11 protein-coding genes are annotated in these 23,847 nt (G+C 45.1%); 2 read left to right on the plus strand and 9 right to left on the minus strand.

Features of this window, described 5'->3' with window-relative positions:
• Together GSF13_RS08835 and GSF13_RS08840 are read left to right on the plus strand one after the other, a co-directional pair.
• Positions 1-3,384, plus strand: a complete 3,384-nt coding sequence (locus GSF13_RS08835) for a non-ribosomal peptide synthetase (protein ID WP_211867944.1) — start codon at positions 1-3, stop codon at positions 3,382-3,384.
• Positions 3,384-10,817: a non-ribosomal peptide synthetase gene (locus GSF13_RS08840; RefSeq protein WP_211867946.1), complete on the plus strand. Its 7,434-nt coding sequence runs from the start codon at positions 3,384-3,386 to the stop codon at positions 10,815-10,817. The genes GSF13_RS08835 and GSF13_RS08840 overlap by 1 nt, the downstream gene beginning before the upstream one ends.
• 142 nt (positions 10,818-10,959) lie before the next feature.
• Here the strand turns inward: GSF13_RS08840 and GSF13_RS08845 are convergent, their stop codons facing one another.
• The 9 genes from GSF13_RS08845 to GSF13_RS08890 form a co-directional block, all read right to left on the minus strand.
• Entirely contained in the window at positions 10,960-13,158 is a 2,199-nt protein-coding gene (locus GSF13_RS08845) for a TonB-dependent siderophore receptor (RefSeq protein WP_206471360.1), read from the minus strand.
• Positions 13,159-13,244: 86 nt separating this feature from the next.
• Positions 13,245-14,549, minus strand: a complete 1,305-nt coding sequence (locus GSF13_RS08850; protein WP_010607670.1) for a lysine N(6)-hydroxylase/L-ornithine N(5)-oxygenase family protein — start codon at positions 14,547-14,549, stop codon at positions 13,245-13,247.
• A 473-nt stretch (positions 14,550-15,022) separates the two neighbouring features.
• Complete coding sequence (locus GSF13_RS08855) at positions 15,023-15,439, minus strand: biopolymer transporter ExbD (protein WP_128726730.1); 417 nt, start codon at positions 15,437-15,439, stop codon at positions 15,023-15,025.
• Positions 15,439-16,161: a MotA/TolQ/ExbB proton channel family protein gene (locus tag GSF13_RS08860; RefSeq protein WP_211867948.1), complete on the minus strand. Its 723-nt coding sequence runs from the start codon at positions 16,159-16,161 to the stop codon at positions 15,439-15,441. Before GSF13_RS08860 ends, GSF13_RS08855 begins: the two co-directional genes overlap by 1 nt.
• Before the next feature lie 13 nt (positions 16,162-16,174).
• Positions 16,175-16,966: an energy transducer TonB gene (locus tag GSF13_RS24660; RefSeq protein WP_249122756.1), complete on the minus strand. Its 792-nt coding sequence runs from the start codon at positions 16,964-16,966 to the stop codon at positions 16,175-16,177.
• 305 nt (positions 16,967-17,271) lie between these two features.
• On the minus strand, positions 17,272-18,564 hold the full coding sequence (locus GSF13_RS08875) for an ATP-binding protein (RefSeq protein ID WP_102056207.1): 1,293 nt from the start codon (positions 18,562-18,564) through the stop codon (positions 17,272-17,274).
• A gap of 18 nt (positions 18,565-18,582) precedes the next feature.
• Complete coding sequence (locus GSF13_RS08880) at positions 18,583-19,965, minus strand: sigma-54 dependent transcriptional regulator (RefSeq protein WP_211867952.1); 1,383 nt, start codon at positions 19,963-19,965, stop codon at positions 18,583-18,585.
• A 390-nt stretch (positions 19,966-20,355) separates the two neighbouring features.
• Positions 20,356-21,357 (minus strand): hypothetical protein, encoded by a 1,002-nt coding sequence (locus GSF13_RS08885; protein WP_174170299.1) that lies wholly within the window; start codon positions 21,355-21,357, stop codon positions 20,356-20,358.
• 68 nt (positions 21,358-21,425) lie between these two features.
• A complete protein-coding gene (locus GSF13_RS08890) occupies positions 21,426-23,846 on the minus strand; it encodes an ABC transporter permease (protein ID WP_211867954.1) in 2,421 nt (806 codons plus the stop codon).
• Between the last annotated feature and the right edge of the window lies 1 nt (position 23,847).

Raw genomic sequence — 23,847 nt, forward strand, 5'->3', positions numbered from 1 at the left:
ATGTCGATCAATGCACTATTGGCAGCGCGCAAAGGCAATATGACACTGGCGCAGAAAAAAGCCATGCTTAAACAGCTCGAGGATAAACAGCCAGTTCAGTCGAGTGCGCCAGTAATTAAAAAACTTGGCAAACTTCAAGCGCCGTTATCGGCGGCGCAGCAAAGGCTGTGGTTTGAGTGGTTGATCAACCCTGAAAATACCGCATACCACCTTGGTGGGGGGATGTGTTTAAGTGGCCATCTAGACAAAGGCGCGCTGCGTGCAAGCTTAGATCACTTAGCCGAGCGCCATGCTGGGTTGCGTACTCAGTTTGTTGAAGGGGAAGGCGCCAAACCTGCGCAAGTGGTTTTGCCGACACAGAGCTTACCGCTGGAATGGGTTGAGCAACATGAATTAGTCGCTGAAGTTGCAGCACTGCAAGCACATGATACAGAGCTGAGTCGCGAACAAGCGCAGGAACAGGTTTATAAAGCAAGGTTAGCGCGCTTCGCTGCAACGCCCTTTGATTTACGGACCGGTCCTTTGATGCGAATGCAGTGGTTGCAATTTGCTCCAGAGCAGCATGTACTCTTAGTCGTGATGCACCACATAATTAGTGATGCGTGGTCGAAGAGCTTGATTATTAAAGACTTCGTTGAAATTTATCAAAAAGCGAGTCTCGCTCAACCCATCACCCATGACGCGAACCGGCTAGATTATACTGACTTTGCTCAGTGGCAAAATGATTGGCTTAACAGTGATGCGGAGCAAGTACAGCAGCAGTGGCAATTTTGGCAGCAGCAACTCACAGGTTCCTTGCCTGTGGTTGAACTTGGTGTGGCAAACTCAGCGAATAGTGTACCTAAGGCAGAGCAACTCGTTACTCAGTTACCCGCGCAATTGGCAGCACAAGTCACACAATTTGCGCGTGAACAAGGGGTCTCGCTATTCGTCGTGTTATTGACTGCGTATCAAGCTTTGCTGCATAGATACACAAACGAAGATGAGCTGCTGACGGCGGTTCCGGTGGCAAATCGGAATCAGTTTGCTACCCATAATGTGGTCGGCTTTTTTGTTAATATACAGCTGATGCGGTTGCCTGTTGCTGGTGAATTGACGCTACAGCAGCTATTGCGTAACTGTGCCAAACAGGCATTAGCAATCCAAGCGCAACAAGACATCCCCATAGATTCACTGATGAAGCGTTTTCAACCTAACTTGCAGGGCGCAACGCCTTATCAAGTGATGTTCAATCACCTCAAAGATAGCAGCAGTGGTTTAGCACAATTGCATGGTGCCTCGTTGACCAATTACTTTAGTTTGACTCAGGGCATAATGTGCGACCTTGCGCTAGATACAACCGAGCTAAGTGATGGTGGCGTGCAATTACAATGGCGTGTTGATAGCAATAAACTTTCAACGGCTTGGATCTCTACATTTGACGAGCAATATCAGTCGCTCCTGCGCACCTTTTGCCAAGCTCCAGAGACTCAAATTCGCGATCTTTTACTGAACAGTGCTGAGCGGAAAGCGGCTTTAGCGGCGCTTGAATCTGGCGGTAAAACTTCAACAAGCTTGCTTAGCGTACCTCAAGCATTTGCGCTTCAGGCACAGAAAACCCCAGACGCGATTGCGTTAAGGTTTGCGGGCGAGTCTGTCACCTATGCTGAATTACAGCAACGGGTAAATCAATTAGCACAGTATTTGGTGGCGCAAAATATCAGCCATGAGTCGAAAGTGGCATTGCTATTTGAGCGCAGCATTGAGATGGTGGTGGCGATGCTGGCTACGCTTCAAGCAGGTGCGGCTTACGTACCAATCGAGCCTCAACTGCCCGAGGCACGCTTACACTATATTATTGAGCAAAGCGCCTGTGCATGTATCTTGAGTCATGTTCTAGTAAAAGCGCAGCTGGCAGAGAATATCAGCGCTCAAGTAACATGGCTTGAGCACTTAGAGTTAAGCGCTTATCCAACCACAGCACCCAATGTGACAATCCATTTAGATAACTTAGCCTATGTGATTTATACCTCAGGCTCGACGGGCAAGCCCAAAGGGGTTGCATGTGTACATCGTGGCGTCGCAAATCGCTTGGCTTGGGGGCAAACTCGCTATCAGCTTCAAGGCAGTGATAGGGTGTTGCAAAAAACGCCATTTGGTTTTGATGTATCTATTTGGGAGTTCTTCTGGCCATTAACGCAAGGTGCAAGCCTAGTATTAGCAGCGCCAGAACAACACAAAGAACCGTCACAAATTCGGCAACTTATTGAAACAGAAGCGGTGACGGTTTGTCACTTTGTTCCCTCCATGTTGCAAGCATTTATGACGGGGATAAGCAGCTCACGCGATGCGCTGGGCGGAAAAGCCTTATGCCCAAGTTTACGCCAAGTATTTACGAGCGGTGAAATGCTTACCTTGCAAACCCAACAGCAATTTTTTAGCTACTTTGAACAAACGGCACTGCACAATCTTTATGGACCGACAGAAACGGCGATAGAGGTGACAAGCTGGCAGTGTCACCAGCAAGATGACGTAATTCCAATTGGTAAACCTATCTCTGGCGTACAAGCTTATGTATTGGATGGTGCACTCAATCAAGTGCCGATAGGGGTGGCAGGAGAGTTATATCTTGCCGGTGAGTGCTTGGCGCGCGGTTACTTATCTAGACCGGATCTCAGTGCCGATCGTTTTGTCGCGAATCCATTTGCCGATAGCAACAGCCAAGGCGCTAGAATGTATCGCACTGGCGACAAGGTAGTTTGGAATGATGAAGGTCAACTTGAGTTTTTAGGCCGCTTAGATCAGCAAGTGAAGATCCGTGGTTTGCGGATTGAATTGGGCGAAATAGAGAGCCAATTAAGGCAATTAGCCAATGTAGTTGATGCTGCGGTGTTAGTGAAAAATAGCGTTGGTGGCGAGCAATTAGTGGCATACCTGGTGCTAGCAAATGGCGCTGAGCTTGAGCCTGATACGCTTAACTCGCAACTCACTACTCAGTTGCCGCAATATATGATCCCTAGTGTGTTTGTGCAGCTTGAAAAATTGCCGCTCACCGTGAATGGCAAGCTAGACCGTAAAGCTTTACCTGAGCCATCGCTACAGCAATTTTCAACGTTTGCGGCACCACAAGGTGAAATCGAAAGTGGACTGGCCGAGATATGGCAGCAAGTACTGCAGCTTGAAAAAGTCGGACGTGACGACAACTTTTTTGCACTTGGCGGACATTCTTTACTTGCGGTGGAAACCCTGAGTCAAATCCAAGCACAATTTGGTGTAGACATTGCGGTGCGCGACGCCTTTGCGAATCCAATACTAAAAGACTTAGCTGCAATTATTTCAGCACAAACAAATCCAGAGCAAGAAGATGCCTTGCTCGACTTAGAAGCATTTATGGAGAACCTATAATGAGCAGTGAGGTCATCCAACGCATTGCTGAGCGCTTTCATCAGTTACCTCAAGATAAACGCCAGCTGGTCTATCAAAAGGTGCAAGCCGATGGGCTGAACATGCGTCAGTTTCCCGTTTTACCTTTTCATCACTCAGCTGAGGCTGCTGAGCTGTCTTATGCACAGCAACGTCAGTGGTTTTTATGGCATTTAGACCCAGACAGTGCAGCGTATCACATCACTGGGGGATTACAGCTTGAAGGTGAGGTAAACCTGAGTGCGTTGACACGTGCTTTTCAGCTATTAATTGCTCGTCACAGTTCGCTTCGCACGCAATTTGTACAAGTTGATGCTGAGGTAAAGCAGCAGGTGCTACCAATCGAGATTGCCAATGATTTTCAGGTAGAGGTAGGAGCGGGTGATAACATTGATGCGGTGCGTCAGCAATGGTTAAACACACCGTTTAATCTCACCCAAGGCAACTTAATCCGTGTGGGGTTACTCACGCTTGCGCCAAACCAATATCAACTGGTGGTGGTAGTGCATCATATTATTGCCGATGGTGGTTCATTACAGATTTTAGTGGGAGAATTTGCCGCGCTGTATAGCCAATTGCTTAGCGCTGAAATTGCACCGGGAGATTTATCGAGCCAGCTGGCCCAATCAGCGCTACCAGCACTGAATATTGCCTATGGAGATTATGCTAAATGGCAGAAAGACTGGATGACGGCCGGTGAGCTTGAGCGTCAGTTAGCGTATTGGCAGCAAAAGCTCGGTGACGAACAGCCAGTGTTACAGCTTAAGGTGGATAATGGTTTAGCTCAAAACTCAGAGCATGGCAGCGCTCGCGGTGCCTCACACGCTTGGCAATTACCACAGAGCTTAACGCAGCAGCTAGGTACTTTTGCCACCAGCCATCAGGTTTCTCATTACATGGTATTGCTGACGGCATTTCAGGTATTGCTACAGCGCTATACTGGGATGGAGCAGATCCGTGTCGGTACGCCAATCGCGAATCGACAACGGGCTGAAGTCGCCAATTTGGTCGGCTTATTCGTCAACACCCAAGTGCAGGATAACCGCTTTGACAGCCGCACTTCATTGCAACAGGTTTTAGCACAGGTAAAGACTTCCACACTTGGAGCACAAGAATATCAAGATTTACCTTTTGAGCAATTGGTTGAAGCCTTGCAACCTGAGCGAAGTAGCGAGGTGCATCCGTTATTTCAGATATTGTTTAACTATCAGTTTGGTGATTTAAGCCAGTTACAACAGTTGCCTGGGCTCAAAGTGGGTGAATTGCCCGCAACCACAGGAGAAGTGCAGTTTGAGTTGGTGTTAGATGCTCATGAAAACCGAGCAGGCGCTTGCTTTTTGACCTTTACTTACGATCAAAAGGCCATCTCCACACAACGCATTGTTCGCATGAGTCAGCACTTTGAGCGAGTGCTTGCTGCCTTGCTCACTGAGCCGACTATGGCCCTTGGTGACATTAACTTGCTAGACGATAGTGAAACGCAGCAATGGCAGCGTTGGGGGTTAAATCCACAACTAGAAGACACCACCCCAGTGCAGCAAAAGTTTAGCCGTTTGGCTGACACCCAGCCAGATGCAGTGGCAGCGGTATTTGCAGATTTAACCTTGAGCTATAAACAACTGGATGAACGTTCAAATCAGCTTGCGCAGCACCTTCAAAGCCTAAATATTGGTCGCGAAGATAGAGTCGGTGTAGCGCTACAGCGCAGTATGGATACGGTAGTGACGTTATTAGGCGTGTTAAAAACTGGCGCTGCCTTTGTGCCTATGGACCAAGATTATCCGCCAGAGCGACTGGCTTACATCGCAGAAAATAGTCAACTCACAGCCATTATCACTCACCCTGACGCACAGTCGAAATTAACCGAGGTGCTGAAAGATACGCAGATCACACACCATTTGGCTTCTCTGCCAGTCGTCAACTTAGCACAATTGCCTTGGCAAACGTTGTCAGCCCAACCGCTCGACGTGGCTATTCATCCCGAGCAATTGGCTTATATGATTTATACTTCGGGCTCAACGGGTCGCCCGAAAGGGGCTGCGATCAGCCATCGTGCACTGAGTAACTGCATGGCATGGATGGCAAGACAATACTCTCCACAACCTGAGGAAGCGGTATTGCACAAAGCCGCCTTTGGGTTTGATGTGTCTTGCTGGGAAATTTTCTTCCCTCTGAGTGAAGGGATGTCTGTGGTGGTTGCAAAACCTGGTGACCAACGCGATCCACTCGAACTGAAGCGACTTATCCAACAGCAAAGAGTCGCAATTACCTCGTTTCCTCCGGCTTTATTACAGGCCTTTATCGAGCTACCTGATGTGGCTGAATGCACCTCGCTGCGGCATATCATGTGTGGTGGTGAAGCCGTGCCTGCTGAATTATTCCGTGACACATACAAGGCACTGCCTGATGTTGTGATGAACAACCTATATGGGCCAACAGAAACCACAATTCATGTAACCCACTGGCCTTTTATTAACGACAAGAGAAGCTTGGCACCTATTGGCCAAGGTATTTCACAAACCCATACCTATATTTTAGATGCCAGTTTAAACCCCGTGCCTGAGGGCGTTACTGGAGAGTTATACATAGGAGGCATCCAGCTGGCCAGAGGGTATTTTGCTCGACCAGATTTAACCGCCGAACGCTTTGTTGCAGACAGCGTGTTAGGTAATGGCCAAAGGATGTATCGTACTGGTGATTTGGCGCGCTGGAATCAAAACGGTGAGATTGAATACCTAGGTCGTAGCGATGACCAAGTACAGATCAGAGGGTTTAGAATAGAGCTGGGTGAAATTGCCGAGCAGTTAAGACGCTTACCTCAAGTGCGTGAAGCCAAAGTCTTAGTTAAACACTTGGCTACTGGCGATAAATTGGTCGCTTACGTAACTGGTAGTATTCAAGATGAGCAGCAATTAGCTCAAGCGCTTGGTGAAAATGTCCCGGATTATATGGTGCCCAATGCGTTTGTGGTGTTAGATAAAATGCCACTGACAGCCAATGGTAAAGTCGATAGCAAAGCTTTGCCTGAGCCGCAATGGGCCAAAGCGCAAGAATACAGCGCACCGATAGGTGAGGCTGAAACCATGGCTGCACACCTATGGGCAGATTTACTCGGCCTTGAGCGAGTGGGCAGGGATGACAACTTCTTCTCGTTAGGTGGCCACTCATTGCTGGCGATTAAGCTGGTGGAGCGTGCCCGCCAAGCTGGCTGGCAAGCACAAGTGAAAACCTTATTTAGTCAGCCAGTGCTCAAACACTTCGCGGCTGCCCTTACGCCTTACCGCCAAGATACGGCACCAGAAACCGCATGGTCAGGGATTGCGACGGATACCGCTGTTATCACCAGTGAAATGCTGCCATTGGTCAGTCTAGATAATGATCAGATAGCTAAAGTCGTCGAGCAAGTAGATGGGGGCGTCCAAAATGTCCAAGACATTTATCCGCTGGCACCGCTGCAGTCGGGAATTTTATTCCACCATACTTTGCAAGAAAAAGGCGACGCTTACATTACGCCTAATCTATTACGTTTTGAAAGCCGCGCGCAGCTAAGTGCATTTGTTGATGCGCTTAACCTGGTTATTGCCCGTCATGATATTCTGCGGACAGCCATTTTTTGGCAGGGCCTGCCTGAGCCTGTGCAAGTCGTGCAGCGTCAGGCCAAAGTGGAAATCAAGTGGTTAGATTATGCCTGTGATGCGCCATTAGCTGCTGATGAAGCAGGCTTAACGGCAGCAGCAAGACGCTTAAATGAAGCCGTAGATCCAACCCACTTTAGACTAAACACACTGTGTGCACCTTTAATTGCCGCCATCGCTATTGCCGAAGTGCAAGACGAGACCTGCTGGTTGCAACTGCCGAGTCATCATTTAGTGATGGATCACACCAGCTTAGACGTACTCGTTGAAGAAGTGCAGATGATTTTAGCGGGTAATGCAGCGCTACTGCCAGAGCCTGTGCCGTTTAGACATTTTGTGGCGCTAGCGCAGCAAAACCCAGAGGCCGAAGCGGAGCAAAATACGTTCTTTAGCGAATTATTAGGGGATATAGAAACGCCAACTGCGCCATTTGGGTTGTTAGATATTAAGGGCACAGGTGAGGACATTCTAACGCACGAAACTGCCGTGCCTGAAGCACTGGCCGCCCAAGTGCGCCACCTTGCCGTAAAGCAAAACACCAGTGCTGCGGCGGTATTCCACCTAGCTTGGGCGATGGTGCTACAAAAGCTGACCGGACTAAATGATCCGGTATTTGGCACGGTGATGTTTGGCCGCTCACAAGGTGGAGAAGGCGCCGATAGGGCTGTTGGCATGTTTATCAATACATTGCCGATCCGTTTTCGATTGCGCCAAGCAGATCTTAAATCAGGATTGCAACAAGCGCAGCAGCTGTTAACTGCGCTTATTTGCCATGAAAGTGCGAGCTTATCCAAAGCACAATCTTGCAGCAACGTAGCGAAAGGAACGCCGCTGTTTTCGACGCTGTTGAACTATCGCTATAGCCCAAATGCGCACAAACATGGTGATTCGAAAAAGCTCTATGTTACCGATGATGGCTGGCAAGTATTTGGCGGTGAGGAACGCACCAATTACCCTATTGGAGTTTCTATTGACGATGCTGGCGATGGCTTTAACATCGTAGCGCAAACACTACCGAGTGTTGAACCTGCGCAGTTGTGTGGCTATTTACTGAATGCGTTGACTCAGCTTGTCGCAGAGCCTGCACTAAAACAGCTAGGTGATTGGCAAGCGTTGACTGACAATGCGTGGCAAACTCAGCGCTTGTGGAGCGAAAACACCACCAAAGAGAACACCCAGCAAGCGGTCTACCGCTTATTTGAAGCACAGGTGCAAAAACAGCCTGACGCTATTGCCGTCACATTTAAAAACAATCACGTGCGTTACGCTGAGCTTAACCAACAAGCGAATCAGCTCGCGCATTATCTACAATCACGAGGTGTGGGTATAGAGAGCCGAGTCGCTGTGGGCATGTGGCGTAGTGTTGAAACCGTGATAAGTCTGTTGGCAATCATGAAAGTGGGCGCCTCGTACGTACCACTAGATTTAGATTATCCAGCGGAGCGTTTGCAATATATTGTGGCGTCAAGTGGCGTACAGTTGCTATTGACTCATGCTGAAGGGGTAGGTGCACTGCCGCCATTCCCTGAGCAGATCACGCAGTGTGTATGGCAACAGATAGACTTAGCGCCATACAGCCAAGATAATCTCATTGTTGATGCTCACCCAGAGCAGCTGGCTTATGTGATTTATACCTCAGGCTCGACGGGACGACCTAAAGGCGTGGCTATTAGTCACCGCTCATTGGTTAGCTGTATGCAGTGGATGCAGCGCGAGTATCAGCTTACACGGGAGGATGCGGTGTTACATAAGGCGCCATTTGGCTTTGATGTGTCTTGTTGGGAGCTATTTTTCCCACTGAGTCAAGGCGGCCGCATTGTAGTATCTGAACCCGGAGATCATAAAGATCCAGACAAATTAATTGCACTTATCAAGGCGCAACAAGTTACAACAGCAAGTTTTGTACCGACGATGCTACAAGCCTTTATTGAGCAAACTAACCCCAATGAAGAGAACTATTTACGTAACATTATGGTAGGAGGAGAGGCTGCGCCACCGGAACTTCGTCAACGTATGTTCGCTGCGCTGCCAAATGCCAAGGTGCATAATTTATATGGACCAACAGAAACCACAATTCATGTGACCAACTGGGAGTTTACGCAAGCGCCACGAACCACAATTCCAATCGGTCGTGCTATCTCAAACACCAGTTGCTACGTACTCGATGAATACTTGACGCCAGTTCCTCAAGGGGTAGTAGGTGAGCTCTATTTAGGTGGAGTAGGGTTGAGCCGGGGTTATCTTAACCGCCCTGACTTAACCGCAGAGCGATTTGTTGCCGATCCGATATCTGCATCAGGTGGTCGCCTTTACCGTACCGGTGATTTGGTGCGTTGGAATAAAGAAGGGCTGATAGAATACATGGGTCGACTTGACCACCAAGTTAAGATCCGAGGCCTACGTATTGAACTTGAAGAAATTGAAGCTCAGCTTGCAAGTATTAGCGGTATTCAAAAAGCCGTTGTATTGGCAAAGCCTTCGCCGTCAGGCGACCGTTTAGTCGGCTATGTGCAGTCTCAACAAGTACAGTCAAGTGATGAGCTAAAAAGCATCTTAGCTAAAGTCTTACCTGACTATATGGTGCCAAACAGCATTTTGAGTCTTGAGCGCTTGCCACTTAGCCCGAATGGGAAAATTGACCGCGACGCTTTACCGGAACCGGTTTGGCAAGATAGCGGAGAGTTTGTTGCGCCAATAAACGACATGGAGCAAAGTGTGGCGCAAGTCTGGTCTGAGGTTTTAGGAATCAATAATATCAGTCGTTTTGCTAATTTCTTTACGCTTGGCGGCGATTCTATCGCATGTCTAAAAGTGGTGTCATTGATGCGCCAACGTGGTTTTGAAATGGCGGTAAAACACATGTTTGAAACCGCAGATCTGAGTCAGTTAGCCTTGCAGTTGACTGAATTGCAAGGCGCTACCGGCTCTGGAAATACACTTTGTAGCGAGCCTATTATCGCACTGAATCAAAAATCAGCTGCTGCAAGTGCGCTATTTTGCTTACATGATGGTTTTGGTAAAGTGTTGGACTACACTACTTTGGCAAGGCATCTCGATGGCAAGCGCACGGTGTACGGACTGACCTATCAGCCTGATCCCTTAACCGGGCAAGCTGCTGATTTATCTGCGCTGGTGGCATCGCATCTGAGCGAAATTCGCAAAGTGCAAGCTCGCGGACCTTACCGTTTATGTGGCTGGTCTTTAGGTGGCGTGTTGGCGCACGCTATTGCCGCTGAGTTAGAACAACAAGGTGAGCAAGTAGAGCAGCTGCTTTTACTTGATCCTTACTCGCCACCTAATGCAAGTGCACAGCGCTCAACACTGGCAGAGCAAATAGGCCCAATGATGCAGCTACAAACCTTCTTCAGCTTATTACTGAGCGAAGAAAGTGGGTTTGCCTTGATGCAAGACGTTGAAATACAAAGTACGCTGACTGAATGTACTGCTCAACAGCAGATATCAAGTGATGGCATTCAAAAGTTGATGCAGCAAGTGTTTGAGCACCCAAGGACGGAGTTTATGACGGGTTACGGACAGTTAACGGCTCAAGACTTATACCATTTATATCTGGCCTTCCAACCGCTATTTTTGGCTGCTGTCAATATTGAGACGCTGCCTGTTTACACCGGTAAGGCTGAACTATTTTGGATGAAAGGTCGAGAGCAAGCGCATAAAGCATGGTGGTACGAGTGGTTGAATAGCCAAAGTGTTTCGTCTCACGACTTGGATGTTGGACATTTCGCGGTGGTTAAAGATCGCACTGTATTAGAACGTGTCTAGCGAAGTTTAAAGTTAAAGTATAGAGCGGCTCTGGTCGCTTTATTTTTATCTTTAGGTTTGTCTTTGGAAGGTTTGTCTTTGGAAATAAAAACGGCGCTGAGTAGCGCCGTTTTTGTGAGAGTTAATTTCTAGTTGCTATCACTTACCATTGGTAAGTTGCAGTTAATGCGATATTTCGGCGACTGCCATAGGAGCAGGATGTTTCACCACATGAAGCGATAACCTTTTTGTCGGTTAGATTACGCACATTGAGTGCAAAGCGCCATTGTGCCAGATCATAGCTTGCCATGGCATCAAACAGGGTGTAACCCTCAACGGTTTTAGGTGCTTTTTCACCAGTACCTTTGTTACTACCCGTGTAACGTGCGCCTAAACCTACAGTGAAGTCGTCAGTAAGTTGATAGTCACTCCAGATATTAAACTGATGCTTTGAAACTGCTTTATCCTGTTTGCCGACTTCGTCAGCAAGTCTTGGATCAAGACCACTCTCAGTGACATCCGCTTTAGGAATATAAGCGTAAGAAGCGGTTAAGTTCATTTTTTCAGTTGGTTGTACAAAGGTATCAAACTCTAAACCGCGTACAACGATGGCACCCGTTTGTTTGTAGCCAGCAGGTTCGGTTGTCCATACCCACTGAGTGAAGTCACTACGTTCAATCTCAAATACCGCTGCACTATAGCTTGAAGTTGAGTCCTTTGGTTGATAGCGCACACCGGTTTCGTATTGTTTACCTGTTTCAGGTGAGAAAGGACGAGCGGTAGCAGGGTCAACATTGGTTGTCGGTGCAAAAGATTCAGAGTAGCTAAAGTAAGGTGCTAAGCCGTTGTCAGCTAAATAAACAACCCCGGCGCGAGCACTAAATTCTCTGTCTGTACGCACTGATGTCGGGTCTACTTGACCTTCTAGCGTCTCATTTTTTAGCTTTGCTTCATCCCAACGACCAGCCAAAGAAATGATGATCTTCTCATTAATTTTGATTTGGTCTTGGATATAAATACCAAATTGCTCTAGCTTGGAAACACCCTTGATATTAGGTTCAGGTTGGATCACACTTGAGCCGTAAGTCGGGTTAAAGATATCAAGATCAGCTAACACACCGCCGTAGCGCGCTCTCACTTCAATCTCTGTATCTTGATAATCGGCACCAATGAGTAATGTATGTTCTACGTTGCCGTGTGAAAACTGACCGATCAAATGCGTGTCGATAGTAGCGCCGCTGACTTTCTCTTTACTTGATAGTGGAGTACGGGCTAAGTAACGGAAGTTTTCAGGGTCACTTGGGTTATCAGCATTTTTTTGCGCCCATTTACCCCAAATGACGCCATAGTCAACGTCAAATTCCGCATAGCGCGCGTGTTGCTTGATTTGCCAGTTGTCATTGAAATGATATTCGCCTTTATAACCTACCACCCACTGCTCTTGGTTGTAGCGGTTGAAATCAGGCTCACCAATCAATGTTGAAAACGGGATTTGGCCGTTAGGGTTCGGCAAAATAGTACCTGTTGTTGGGTAGGCGTGCCAAGCAGCGCCAGACTCAATGTCGTAGTATTGTGAGTAAAAGGTAATTTTCCCTTGGCTACTTGGTTGCCAAGTCATTGACAGTGCTAGGTAGTCGCGATCGTTTTCTAGTGGATCGGTACTCAAATCAGATTTTTTGGTTAAGCCTGTCACGCGATATAAATACTCGCTGTCGTCGTCAATTGGACCTGACATATCAACGGCTAGTTGTTTGAGGCTGTTATTGCCAAGCTTGATCTGCAGCTCATTTTGCGAAAATGGCGTTGGCATTTTACTAACTAGGTTTACTACGCCACCCGGACCATTTTGACCATATAATACCGAAGAGGGGCCTTTAAGAATTTCTATACGCTCCATACCGTAGCTTTCGGTCTGCCATAAACCCCAGTTACCACTGTTACGGATCTGAAGACCATCTTGGTAGAAACCAGGTGCATAAGCATCGAAACCACGAATGTATAACCAATCGTATTGTGGTAAGTCACCCCAAGGTGCGGTATTCACACCTGCGGTATATGATAATGCTTCTGTTACACGCGTTGCGCCAATGGCTTCAATTTTATCTGCGGTGACAACATTGATGGTTTGTGGCACTTCAATTATTGCAACATCGATTTTTGAGCCAGTTGCACTGCGGCGTGCATTGTAACCTTCAACCGGACCTGTTGCCGTTTCTTGGTCGGCATCAGCATTAACGGTAACCGCTTTTAGTTTGCTTGGCGAGTTACCTTCAGCATGCGCAGTTGATACCAGTGTTAAACCTAAAATGGCGGCAGCAATGGGTGATAGGGTTAACAATGGGGTTGAGCGTTGTTGTTTCACAAAGACTCCTTATTATTTTTGAGAAGCAGATTTAATTATTTGGTGATTGAGCAGAGCTTTTCTCAATCACCCGTTTTAGTTCGAGGCTAGTCCACTAGCGCCGTGTTATCAGTAACTTGAGGCGTTGATGTTTGTTTTAGTTGTTTAAGTACCTCGCCAATTTCTTGGCTACGGACTGCCAAAATTGATAATAAAGTGTCGCTTAGTCCATGGGAGCTTTCGCATGCGCCTTGCAAGAAAATATTCGGTTTAAAGTCTTCCGTGCTTTGAATGCGGTAGTCGCGTCCCACAGTAAAGTCACCTAAGTATTTTGATAAAGGCGCCAATAGCGTTTTGTGCTGATCTCGTACATAGCCTGTTGCCAACACCACCGCATCGTAGCTACACACTTTAGTGTCGCCAGTTTTGCGGTTTGTGAGGGTTAGATGAATACCGTTTTCGTCCGCGTCAACCGCTGCGACTTCTGTGCTAGAAAGGAAGCGATGGCGATAGTGGCTGCGTACTTTTTGTTCGTAAAATACGCCGTAAATTTGTTCGATAAGGGGTAAGTCAGGACAGGCGTAGTTGGTCTGGCGGTATTCTTTTAAGAAGGCTTCGCGTTCGATATCGGATTTGGAGAAAACCTTATCAGTATATTCTGCATTGAAGATTTCATTTACAAATGGACTGTCGTCCGATGGCTTAATAGAGTTTGCACGAATAACAAAATCGACTTGGTTATCATCTGCGCGGCCGTGTAAATCCATAAATATTTCGGCGGCACTTTGGCCTGCGCCAATGACGGCAATTTTCTTAGCTGTGTTATTTGCTTCAATAGCAACTTTGTAATCATTACTGTGGAATACGCGGGTGTCGCCCGCCAGTTTTCTAAATTGTTTTGGTATATATCCACCACCACCAATACTGACGACTAGGTTATCTGTTTCAACGACTTTTTCACTGCCATCAACACCTCTGGAATGCACTTGTAGCGCAACAACTTGCTCGTTTTCTAAAATCGGTTGGACATCAAATACTGTTTCGCCATAGCTGGTTTGATCTTTAAAATGCGAAGCCGCCCATGCTAAGTAGTCGTTAAACTCATGTCGGCTTGGGAAAAATGTTTGAAGGTTGATAAAGTCTGCTAAGCGATTTTTTTGGTGTAAATAGTTAATAAACGTAAATTCACTTTTAGGATTACGAATAGTGACAAGGTCTTTCAAAAAGGAAATTTGCATGTGCGTGTTTTCGAGCATCATATTTTTATGCCATGAAAACTCCGGCTGACGTTCCATAAACAAGGCATGGTTAGCCCAATCTGTTAGACCTTGCTCGCGAAGTGCGATTGCTAGTGCAATATTAGAAGGTCCGAAGCCAATACCTACTAATGAAAAGCGAGATGTGTTGTTCATACTTAATCCTCACAGTTACGGTTAGCTACTGCTATTGTCCTAGGGCCTGCTGAGCGTCAAGACCGACAGGGCACTATTAATACCAATTAGTCTTAATACTTGCTCAATTTGAAGGAGCAAATCTGACGCTAACCGCGTTAAAAATTTCTCATTTAGAACAACTAAATAGCAAAATTTTCGCCTTGTTATCGACAAGATTTTCTCGCCTCAAAATAGATCACTTAATTAAGCGAATTGGTATGACTATCAGAAGCTCAACTAAAATTATGTTTTGGATTAGACGAGTGAGAATTTAATTTATTTAAATATTTATGAAATTAATTCGTATTTAAACTGTCTAACGAGATCCTTCGTCGTTTAGTGCCTAATCTCTGCCCGTTGCACTGTGTTAAAAAAGCTAAGTTCTGTCTATTTATCTATCTTCATAGCGCTATAACAAGGCGACACCCCGCTTAGCGCTATCTTGGTTTTTATTACTTGGTTTGCGTCACAAAGTTCAGTGAGTTAACGCCTGATTGTTGTGCCAGTGCCATAACCTCGACTATTTTTTCATAGGGAACTTTGGCAGCCCCTTGTAATTGGATCGGAGGCTGCGGTGATTGTGCGGCAACTTCCACTAAACGTTGTTGAAGTTGCGCGAGCGTAATGGCTTGCTGCTGCCATTGAATATCACCATTCGCTTGTACTATCAAAGAAACGCTGTCGGGCAATATCTCTGCGCTGGTTTCTTGCAAGGCTGCTTTGGGCAGCTCTACTTCAATGGACTGAGTGATCACAGGCATGGTGATAATAAAAATGATCAGCAATACCAGCATCACATCCACAAGTGGTGTCATGTTTATTTCAGCCATGACCTCTTCGTCATCTTCAAATCCTTGGCCAAACGCCATTATTTACCTCCGACCGATTTAAATACTGGGCGCTTAGCGTTTGCACTTGGTGCAGAGCCCATCAGTAAGAATGCGTGTAATTCGTGAGCAAAGTGGTTCAGGCGGTTTACAACGCGTTTGTTTCCCCGAGTGAGTGCGTTGTACCCCAGTACTGCGGGGATAGCGACGGCAAGGCCAAAAGCAGTCATAATTAATGCTTCACCCACAGGACCAGCTACTTTGTCGATACTTGCTTGGCCACTAACGCCAATGCTTATCAGGGCATGGTAAATTCCCCATACCGTGCCAAACAAGCCGATAAAAGGAGCAGTGGCACCAATGGAAGCGAGTATCGCTAAGTTACTCTGTAGTTCCGATTTACTTTCGTCAATAGAAGTTCGTAAGCTGGCAGTTAACCATTCTGCGATAGGTAAATTACCATGCAAATCTTCTTTGTGTTGCTCATGATGCGCCTTGGCATGCATGCCTTCGTTGACCAGTGAACTAAAGGGCGTCGCTTGGCCCGTTGGAGTTTCGAGCAATAAAATACCTGACTGCACATCTTGTGCGTGCCAAAACTGCTTAGAGCCAACAAGTGGCTGTTTTAATTTATAAAGCTTAATGCCTTTAATTAATATGACGCACCAAGTTGCGATTGACATAAACAGCAGACTAAACGCTACTGCTTTAATGACGATATCGCTTTGTGCCCACATGGCGGCGATTCCGTATGGGTTCTCCATGACTGTTCCTTATTTAATTTAATGCAAAATTGACAGGCTGTAGGTACCAATAACCGATCGCTTGTCCGTCTTGAGTTGCCGGTTGGTATTGCCAGTGTTTTACAGTTGCTTTTGCAGACTGATCTAGGCGACCGTGGCCACTCGACTCATGTATTTCTATCTCAGAGACGCTGCCGTTCGCTTCAATATAAATTTTTAATAAGACTGTCCCTTGTTCTTTAAATTTACGGGATAATCTTGGGTAAATAGGTGCCGGGTTGTTTAATGCATTAGCGTCGCTCATGTGCGGTAATACAAGCCCAGGCGGTAAACTCGGATCCTGAGAAGTAGTGGCCGTCTCTGTCGTGTTACTAACATCACTTTGTTCTGATTGAACAGTGGAGCTGACTGGGGCTGGCTCTACAATAGGTTCAGGCTCTACAATAGGTTCAGGCTCTACAATAGGTTCAGGCTCTACAATAGGTTCAGGCTCTACAACAGGTTCAGACTCTACGACAGGTTCAGGCTCTACAACAGGTTCAGGCTCTACAACAGGTTCAGGCTCTACAACAGGTTCAGGCTCTACAACAGGTTCAGGCTCTACAACAGGTTCAGGCTCTACAACAGGTTCAGGCTCTACAACAGGCTCAGGCTCTACAACAGGCTCAGGCTCCACAACAGGTTCAGGCTCTACAACAGGTTCAGGTTCTACAATAGGTTCAGGTTCTACAATAGGTTCAGGCTGTTGAACTGTCGTTACCTCTGTTTGGGATGGTAAGTTGATAAACTTGCCCTTAATGCTAGAGTGCTGAGAAGATATTTCCATTGGCTCCGGTATTGAGGTAGTTGTCCACGCAAAAGCAATGCCTCCGATATGAATAGCAATAACAAGGAAACATGAACTTAAGGACGCGACGTCTGGGGTTTGCTGTCGCAAAGCTTTTGTGTGTGAGGTAGGCACAACTACGTACATCCGTTACTAATTTAAATGCAAATCGTTATTACTTTATTTTGTTTGTTACAAAAATACAAGAACGATCCCGCTAATTGATGGATATTTTGTTTATGAATGATTCATCTACTGCAATAAGGTGTATACCTAAAAATAGTAATATAACGCTGTAGCAATTGTTACGATTGCAACCTTGGAAGAGAAACTATTGCAACAGCTCCTTTTTTATCGTTTCTATTTTGAATTTGTAAATCACCTAAATGGTTGAAAAGTATTTGCCGGCTAAACACTAGACCTATACCGCTGCCAGACACTTTGGTAGAAAAAAACGGAATAAAGAGGTTGTCAGTATTACTAATGCCGACACCCTCATCAATTATCTTTATACTGCAATATTTGTCGCTTTGTTCAAACTCAATGGTAATCTCTCCTGTTGTTGTACTCATGGCTTCTTGAGCGTTTTTTAAAAGATTCACAAAGACTTGTTCTAATTGGTGTGGATCAGCATATAGCTGGCATTTCGTTGGATTTAGTAGTGATATTTTGCTATCGGGAAATAGTAAAATACATTTTTCGATAAGTTCACAGATGTCGAGCGGTTGCTTATTAGGTTGAGGTAGCTTACTAATTTTCTGAAAGTTGCTAATAAATTTGTAGAGCGAAGTTGAGCGATTATGGATCACCGTAAGACCCTGCTCAAGAGCCGGTGTAGCACTTTCTAGTTTCTGAAGCTGTTTCAGTAACGTGGCACTAATAGAAGAGATCGGAGCTAAACTATTGTTAACTTCATGACTGAGTACTCGATGTAAGCGTTGCCAACTCTCTCGCTCTTTATCTATTAATAACCATTGTACGTCGCTGATAAAAAATAGATAGTTGAGCTGCTGATGATGAATGTATTTTACTACCGCAATTCGATAGGTTTTACTAACAGCACCATCTTTAATGGTAAAGCTTTGTGGCTGTCTTGTAACTTGTTCTACAGGGATTGTAGTGCAGCTTAAGTTTGCGCCTTGTTGTGACGATTGAAGGCCTAGTAGCTCATTAGCTGCGGGGTTTGCAAAGGTTATGTCGTAGTTAACATCCGTGGCAATTATTCCTACATCAATGTGAGTGATCACTTTTTCCAGTAAAAGTTGGCTTTCTTTTATGGCAACATTTTGTTGTGCTAGCCTTTGTGAAAGTGTATTGAGGAGCTGTTTTATTTCTAGCATCTCATCATCTTCAGCACGGATGGCTGACCGTATGTTGTAGTCTTCGTCCACCAGTGCTTCTAGTAATACAGCAATGTTTCTAGTTTGGTTGTAATAGCTCGCTTTTATGTGGTTAGTTAAAAACAGGCAGGCTGGAAGTAGAAATAGCCCTGTCAACGCTATGATATATTTAGATACCGATAGTAAGCTTAATAAATAACAAAAGGCTAAACTCAATACTATGAGCATTCCAGTTGTGGTTTTAAGTGTGGTAGACAAGGTCAAAGCTGCTATGTTTTAAAGGTTGTACTTTTCAATTCTACGATAGTAGCCGCTTCGGCTAAGGCCTAATGATGCTGCTGTCTTTTTCACATTTCCTGCATAATGTTCAAGTCTTTCGATGATGGCTTGTCGTTCGAGTTCATCCAAAGTCAGATTTAATGGTACCGCTGCGGTAACCGCAGCGTTTGCTGTTGTAGCTGCAGGCTCAGTAACTAAGTGCAACTGATGTGCATCTATGACACCGTTTTGACACATAAATACTGCCCGTTCAATACAATGGTTAAGTTCTCGAATATTGCCTGGCCATGAATGTGCTTTAAGTTTCTCCATGGCGCAATTCGTAAGCCTTATTGGTGCGAAGCTATACTCAGCGATGAGCTTATCTAACATATGATCTACTAAAAGAGGAATATCTTCCAAACGCTCCCTAAGTGACGGTACACGAAGTTCGATAGTGTTTAGACGATAAAATAGATCTTGGCGAAATGTTCCTTCCATTATCGCTCTGACTAAATCCATATTAGTGGCGCTAATGACTCTGACGTCAGCGTGATATACCTGTGTGCTCCCAACCGGTGTATACATTTTCTCTTCAATCACGCTAAGTATTTTAGCTTGTTGAGAAAGGGGAGTGTTCCCTATTTCATCTAAAAATAATGTGCCACATTGAGCCTGTTTGACAAGACCTTCTCGACTAGTAATTGCTCCTGTAAACGCTCCTTTTTTATGGCCAAAAAATTCACTTTCAAACACACCATCAGCGATAGCTCCCATATTTACGGAGATAAAAGGCTGCTGACTTCGTTGTGAGTCATTATGTATATAGCGAGCGAGTAGCGTTTTTCCTGTGCCGTTTTCACCGGTAAGTAAAATGCTAGATTGGCTTTCTCGTAATCGATCTATTTCTGCAATTAATTTCTGCATCGCAGGTGAGTCTGCGATTAGAGTGCAGTGATTATTACTGAGTTGCGTACGTAACTGATTGTTTTCAGCACTTAGTTTTTTGCTTAACCTTTGGCTATCGCTTAAGGCTAATTGGGTTTTAATGCTGTTTGCGAGGTGTTCGTTCTGCCAAGGTTTTTGGATAAAATCATTAGCACCTTGTTGTAGAGCCGTTATTGCTAACTCTACAGTAGCCCATCCGGTCATGACTATTACGGGGATGTCCCATTTGGCTCGAATATTAGCTAATAACTCTAGACCTTCCATACCTGAGGTGCTGTCTAAGTGATAATTAAGGTCCATGAGTATTAGATCGAAGTGCTTTGTTTCCAGTGCATTAAGTAGCTCTGTTGGGGTAGTAGCACTGAATACCTGATAGTCAAACTCAGCAAGCAGTAGTTGTACAGAGGTGATGATGTCTGGATTATCATCTGCTACAAGAATCGATTCACTCATCGTGATTTCCTAATTAACAGGCAGCAATTCGTAGAGCATATCTTGCCATTTTTGTCATTTTACTACTCCTCTGGTGGTGACAATGCAACCCGTAAGACTATCTATATCATATATTTGCTTAGCTGAAGCGGCGTTATTAGTATTTAACGCCTGCTATATTAAAACGGTAATTTGATATTACAACAACAACTGCTTCACAAACATTACGCTTGCTGCTTCGAGGTATCATGTGTATCAAGGAAAAAATCTTTATCTATATGATTTACATTATAAAAATTTAATCTTTACTCATGACCTTTGCTAGGATAAATAATAGCAATAACTCCATCTTGCTGAATTACTTGTGTTTTTTCAAGTCAATTTTTACCTTCTCTATATTACTAATGTCGCTTATTGGCTTACTTTATCGAGTGCACGGCGAATATCTCGCTTTGTTGAACTGTCATTGCTAAGTGTTAGCGCTTGTTGATAAGCACTTTTAGCTTTATTGTTGTCCTTTACGGCTCGACTTAGCTCACCCAACAGCATTAAGTATTCTATGTGCTGCTCATCTTCTACTTGTTCTTTGCTTATTAAGCGCTCCATGGCATCAACTGCTAATTGCTTATCCCCGTGTTCCTGTAATGCTAAATAAGCGGCAGACACACAAGTGTCTCGCCAAGTAGGTAACAACCCAGTGGCTACATTATTAATTTGGCACCCTTTAGCGAACAGATTCTGTGCTTGTTCTTTGGCCGAAAAAGTCCAAAGCAAATTAGCGGCTCGGTTTACTAAGGCAATATCATGAGGGTAGTGTTGATTCACAAAATCTACAGTTTGTAACGCGAGGCTTTCATTTTGAGTGTTTTGAAGGTAATCCATGAGAGCCAAATAATAATAATGTTTATCCATGTCTTTCAGTCGTTCGACGATGGCTTTCGATGCTTTCTTTTCTGAGTCCCAAAAGCCGCTTTCAATAGCTAAAGCTTTTGCAGCAGCAACTAAATATTTAGGATTGTTTGGTGCTAACTCAGCAGCTCTAATTGAATGCTTATTAGATTTTTCCACTAGACCAAGTTTATTAAAGAGGTTCGATTGCTCCTTAATTTGATACCATAATTCGCCAGCTACAAAATGCACTTCGGCATTTTCTGGATGCCGCTTGATCAAGGCATTTAGCATCGCTTCTTTATCGTCGCTATCTTGTGCTACTGCAACGGATACAGCCATTATTTCCGAGTTAAGATCTTTGTTTTTTTGGGCCGCTAATGCTTCAGCGACTTGCTCATATTGTCGATTGTAAAATGCCGATTCAAGCGAAGTGGTTTGTGGGGCGGGTTGTTGTGCTTGCGACGTCGCGCAGAGCATAACAAGTGCTGTAAAGCCGACGCGTATGACAGTAGTTGTAAACATTTCCTTCTCCTTAGGGTCTGATTTTAGGACCTAGCTGACAAAGATCGTCAGCTAGGAGGTTTGCTACATCAGTCTTCACAGCGCAGTGTTTCACTCGGCTCTAATTGAATTGAGCGGCGCGCAGGAAGGTAAATGGCGCTTAACACAGCCGTGCTTGTTATTACAATTACAACCATGGCGCTAATCGCGTAGAGATAGATATCTAACGCGATGATCTGCCAAGTGGCAAAGCTGAGTATGGCTGACAAAACTAAACCAATACTTAGACCCTTTAACATCGGTCTTGCTCCGAGTTTAACGAGCCAGCGGATGATGTTTTGATCGTTTGCACCTAATGCCCTGCGGATCCCAATTTCATGTTGGCGTTGGGTAACTGAATTGGCCGTGAGGCCATAAATACCTGTCACTCCCAATGCCAAGGCAAATAAGCCGCATTTCAAAAATAGTTGGGTTGCAGAGTGAGTGAGATCCCTTAGCATTACGAGTAATTCTTCCATACTTTTAAGTGCACTGATACGTACTTCTGAGTCTATTGCGTATAGCGTTTCATAAATCACTGAGCGAGCTTGTTGCTCTGAACCAATAAACTTGTATTCTATATTGATATTACCGCTATCTAGTTGACTTATTGGACGATAAATTGTCATTAGATTTTTAGGATCGCTAACTGGAGTGCCTTCAACACGATCTGAAACTACGCCGACAATTGTTGCCCAAGTACTAGCTGTTTCTACTTCGTCACTTATTTTAAGTTGTTTACCTATGGCCGATCCTTCAGGCCAATAAGTCTGTGCTAAAGTTTTACTGATCATTGCTGCAGGCATGGTGTTCCCTTGGTCCCTTGAATCTATATAGCGGCCTGTGAGTAGCTGGACACCTGTGAATTGAATGTTGCCTGATACACTTCTAATCACAGCTTGTGGTTTATCTTGCTCCAGCTGGTATTTTATACCTTGTTGCATGAAGGTATTTTTACCAAAGCTAGTAGTGACAACTGCATCAGACACACTTGACTGTTGCTGTAGCCTAGATGCGATATTTTGGTAGAGTGCATTGCGGCGAGGGTGGGAGTCGTAACGTTCTGCTGGCAGAGAAACTTGGGCAGACAAGATGTTTTTGGTGTTTAAGCCAATATCTAAATTGATCAGCTGATTGGCAAAAAAACTAGAGACAATACCTAGGTACATTAATACCGTAACAACAGTAATTTCGGTAGTGAGTAGCATTCTAGTAACTTTGTTTCCTTTGCTGCTAGCCGCGCCTCTGGTACCACCTCGCAAAATGGCGTTGAAGTCGCCACCTGTTACATGTAGCGCAGGTAATACACCCGTCATGATAATAGCGACAAAAATGAAGATGATAGTCGCAAAGATAGTATTCAGGTCAAGTCCCCAGTGCCACCAATAGGCCAATCCATCAGCTAGATTCATGTTAATCCAAAACTGATTAACTTGTTGCAGTGCCCAGCCTGATAAAAGTAAAGCAATAACGCCACCAGCTACGCAGATAATAATACTTTCCCACATCATTTGGACGATAAGCCGTTTCTGCGGCGCACCAAGGGCGACTCGGATAGATATCTCTTTGGTTCTTGCATTCATGCGGGCTAACAGTAGATTCCCCACATTAATTGCTGCTAGCAGAAAAATAAATCCGGTGACTATGTTTAGAATGGTGAAAACGATAATACCATCAGCGCCATTGGTTTGCGCGGCTTGAAAAGTCGTGATGTAAATGTCATCGATTGCAGTATCACTATTTTGACGACGCATCTCATAAGTGTTTTTGGCGATGCGAGATAGTGTGTCATTGGCAACGTTTTGTGCTATATCGGGTTTTATCCGAGCGTATACATCTACATAAACTTGATCCCTATTTTGAGTCGTAAACAAGGGCTCAGGAATCGGCAGCCATAATTTTGAAGCAACAGGGAAACCATATCCCTGAGGCATAACGCCAACGACTCGGGTATTTTTACCATTGATTTTAATTGTGGAGTCAAGAATATCCGGCGTGCCGAAGAACTTACTTTGCCAAAGGTCATAGCCTATCACGGCAACTTTTTCTGACCGGGGGGAGCTGTCATCAGGTCTAAAAGCTCGACCCATTAGCGGTTGGACGCGGGAGAATTGGAACAAGTTCCATTCACTAAAAGTAGCATTGTGAGACTGAGCTTGACCATTAATATCCAACAGCACTGAAGTTGAATAATACATGCCATATTCACTTAGCGTTGATATTTGTGGCCGAATGGCAGCAAAGTCAACGGCATCAAACATACGGTCATAGCCCTGTTCTGTCGCTTGTAGCTTCACTATCGACTCGCCTTCGGGTAATGGTAAATCAGAAAAGACGAAGGTATGCAAAAAAGAGTAGCTGAATATACTGACCGCAAGACCGCCAGCCAATACGATGGTTGTCAAAATAGTAAAAAGCGGAGACTTTGCCAAAAGTCGAAAAGCGTATTTTATATCTAATAAATAATTCATA

Source organism: Pseudoalteromonas sp. M8 (assembly GCF_018141365.1).
GTDB lineage: Bacteria > Pseudomonadota > Gammaproteobacteria > Enterobacterales > Alteromonadaceae > Pseudoalteromonas.

Coding starts and splice junctions, on each gene's coding strand:
- GSF13_RS08835 (WP_211867944.1), top strand. CDS start 1: ATGTCGATCAATGCACTATTGGCAGCGCGCAAAGGCAATATGACACTG.
- GSF13_RS08840 (WP_211867946.1), top strand. CDS start 3,384: ATGAGCAGTGAGGTCATCCAACGCATTGCTGAGCGCTTTCATCAGTTA.
- GSF13_RS08850 (WP_010607670.1), bottom strand. CDS start 14,549: ATGAACAACACATCTCGCTTTTCATTAGTAGGTATTGGCTTCGGACCT.
- GSF13_RS08855 (WP_128726730.1), bottom strand. CDS start 15,439: ATGGCGTTTGGCCAAGGATTTGAAGATGACGAAGAGGTCATGGCTGAA.
- GSF13_RS08860 (WP_211867948.1), bottom strand. CDS start 16,161: ATGGAGAACCCATACGGAATCGCCGCCATGTGGGCACAAAGCGATATC.
- GSF13_RS24660 (WP_249122756.1), bottom strand. CDS start 16,966: ATGGAAATATCTTCTCAGCACTCTAGCATTAAGGGCAAGTTTATCAAC.
- GSF13_RS08880 (WP_211867952.1), bottom strand. CDS start 19,965: ATGAGTGAATCGATTCTTGTAGCAGATGATAATCCAGACATCATCACC.
- GSF13_RS08885 (WP_174170299.1), bottom strand. CDS start 21,357: ATGTTTACAACTACTGTCATACGCGTCGGCTTTACAGCACTTGTTATG.
- GSF13_RS08890 (WP_211867954.1), bottom strand. CDS start 23,846: ATGAATTATTTATTAGATATAAAATACGCTTTTCGACTTTTGGCAAAG.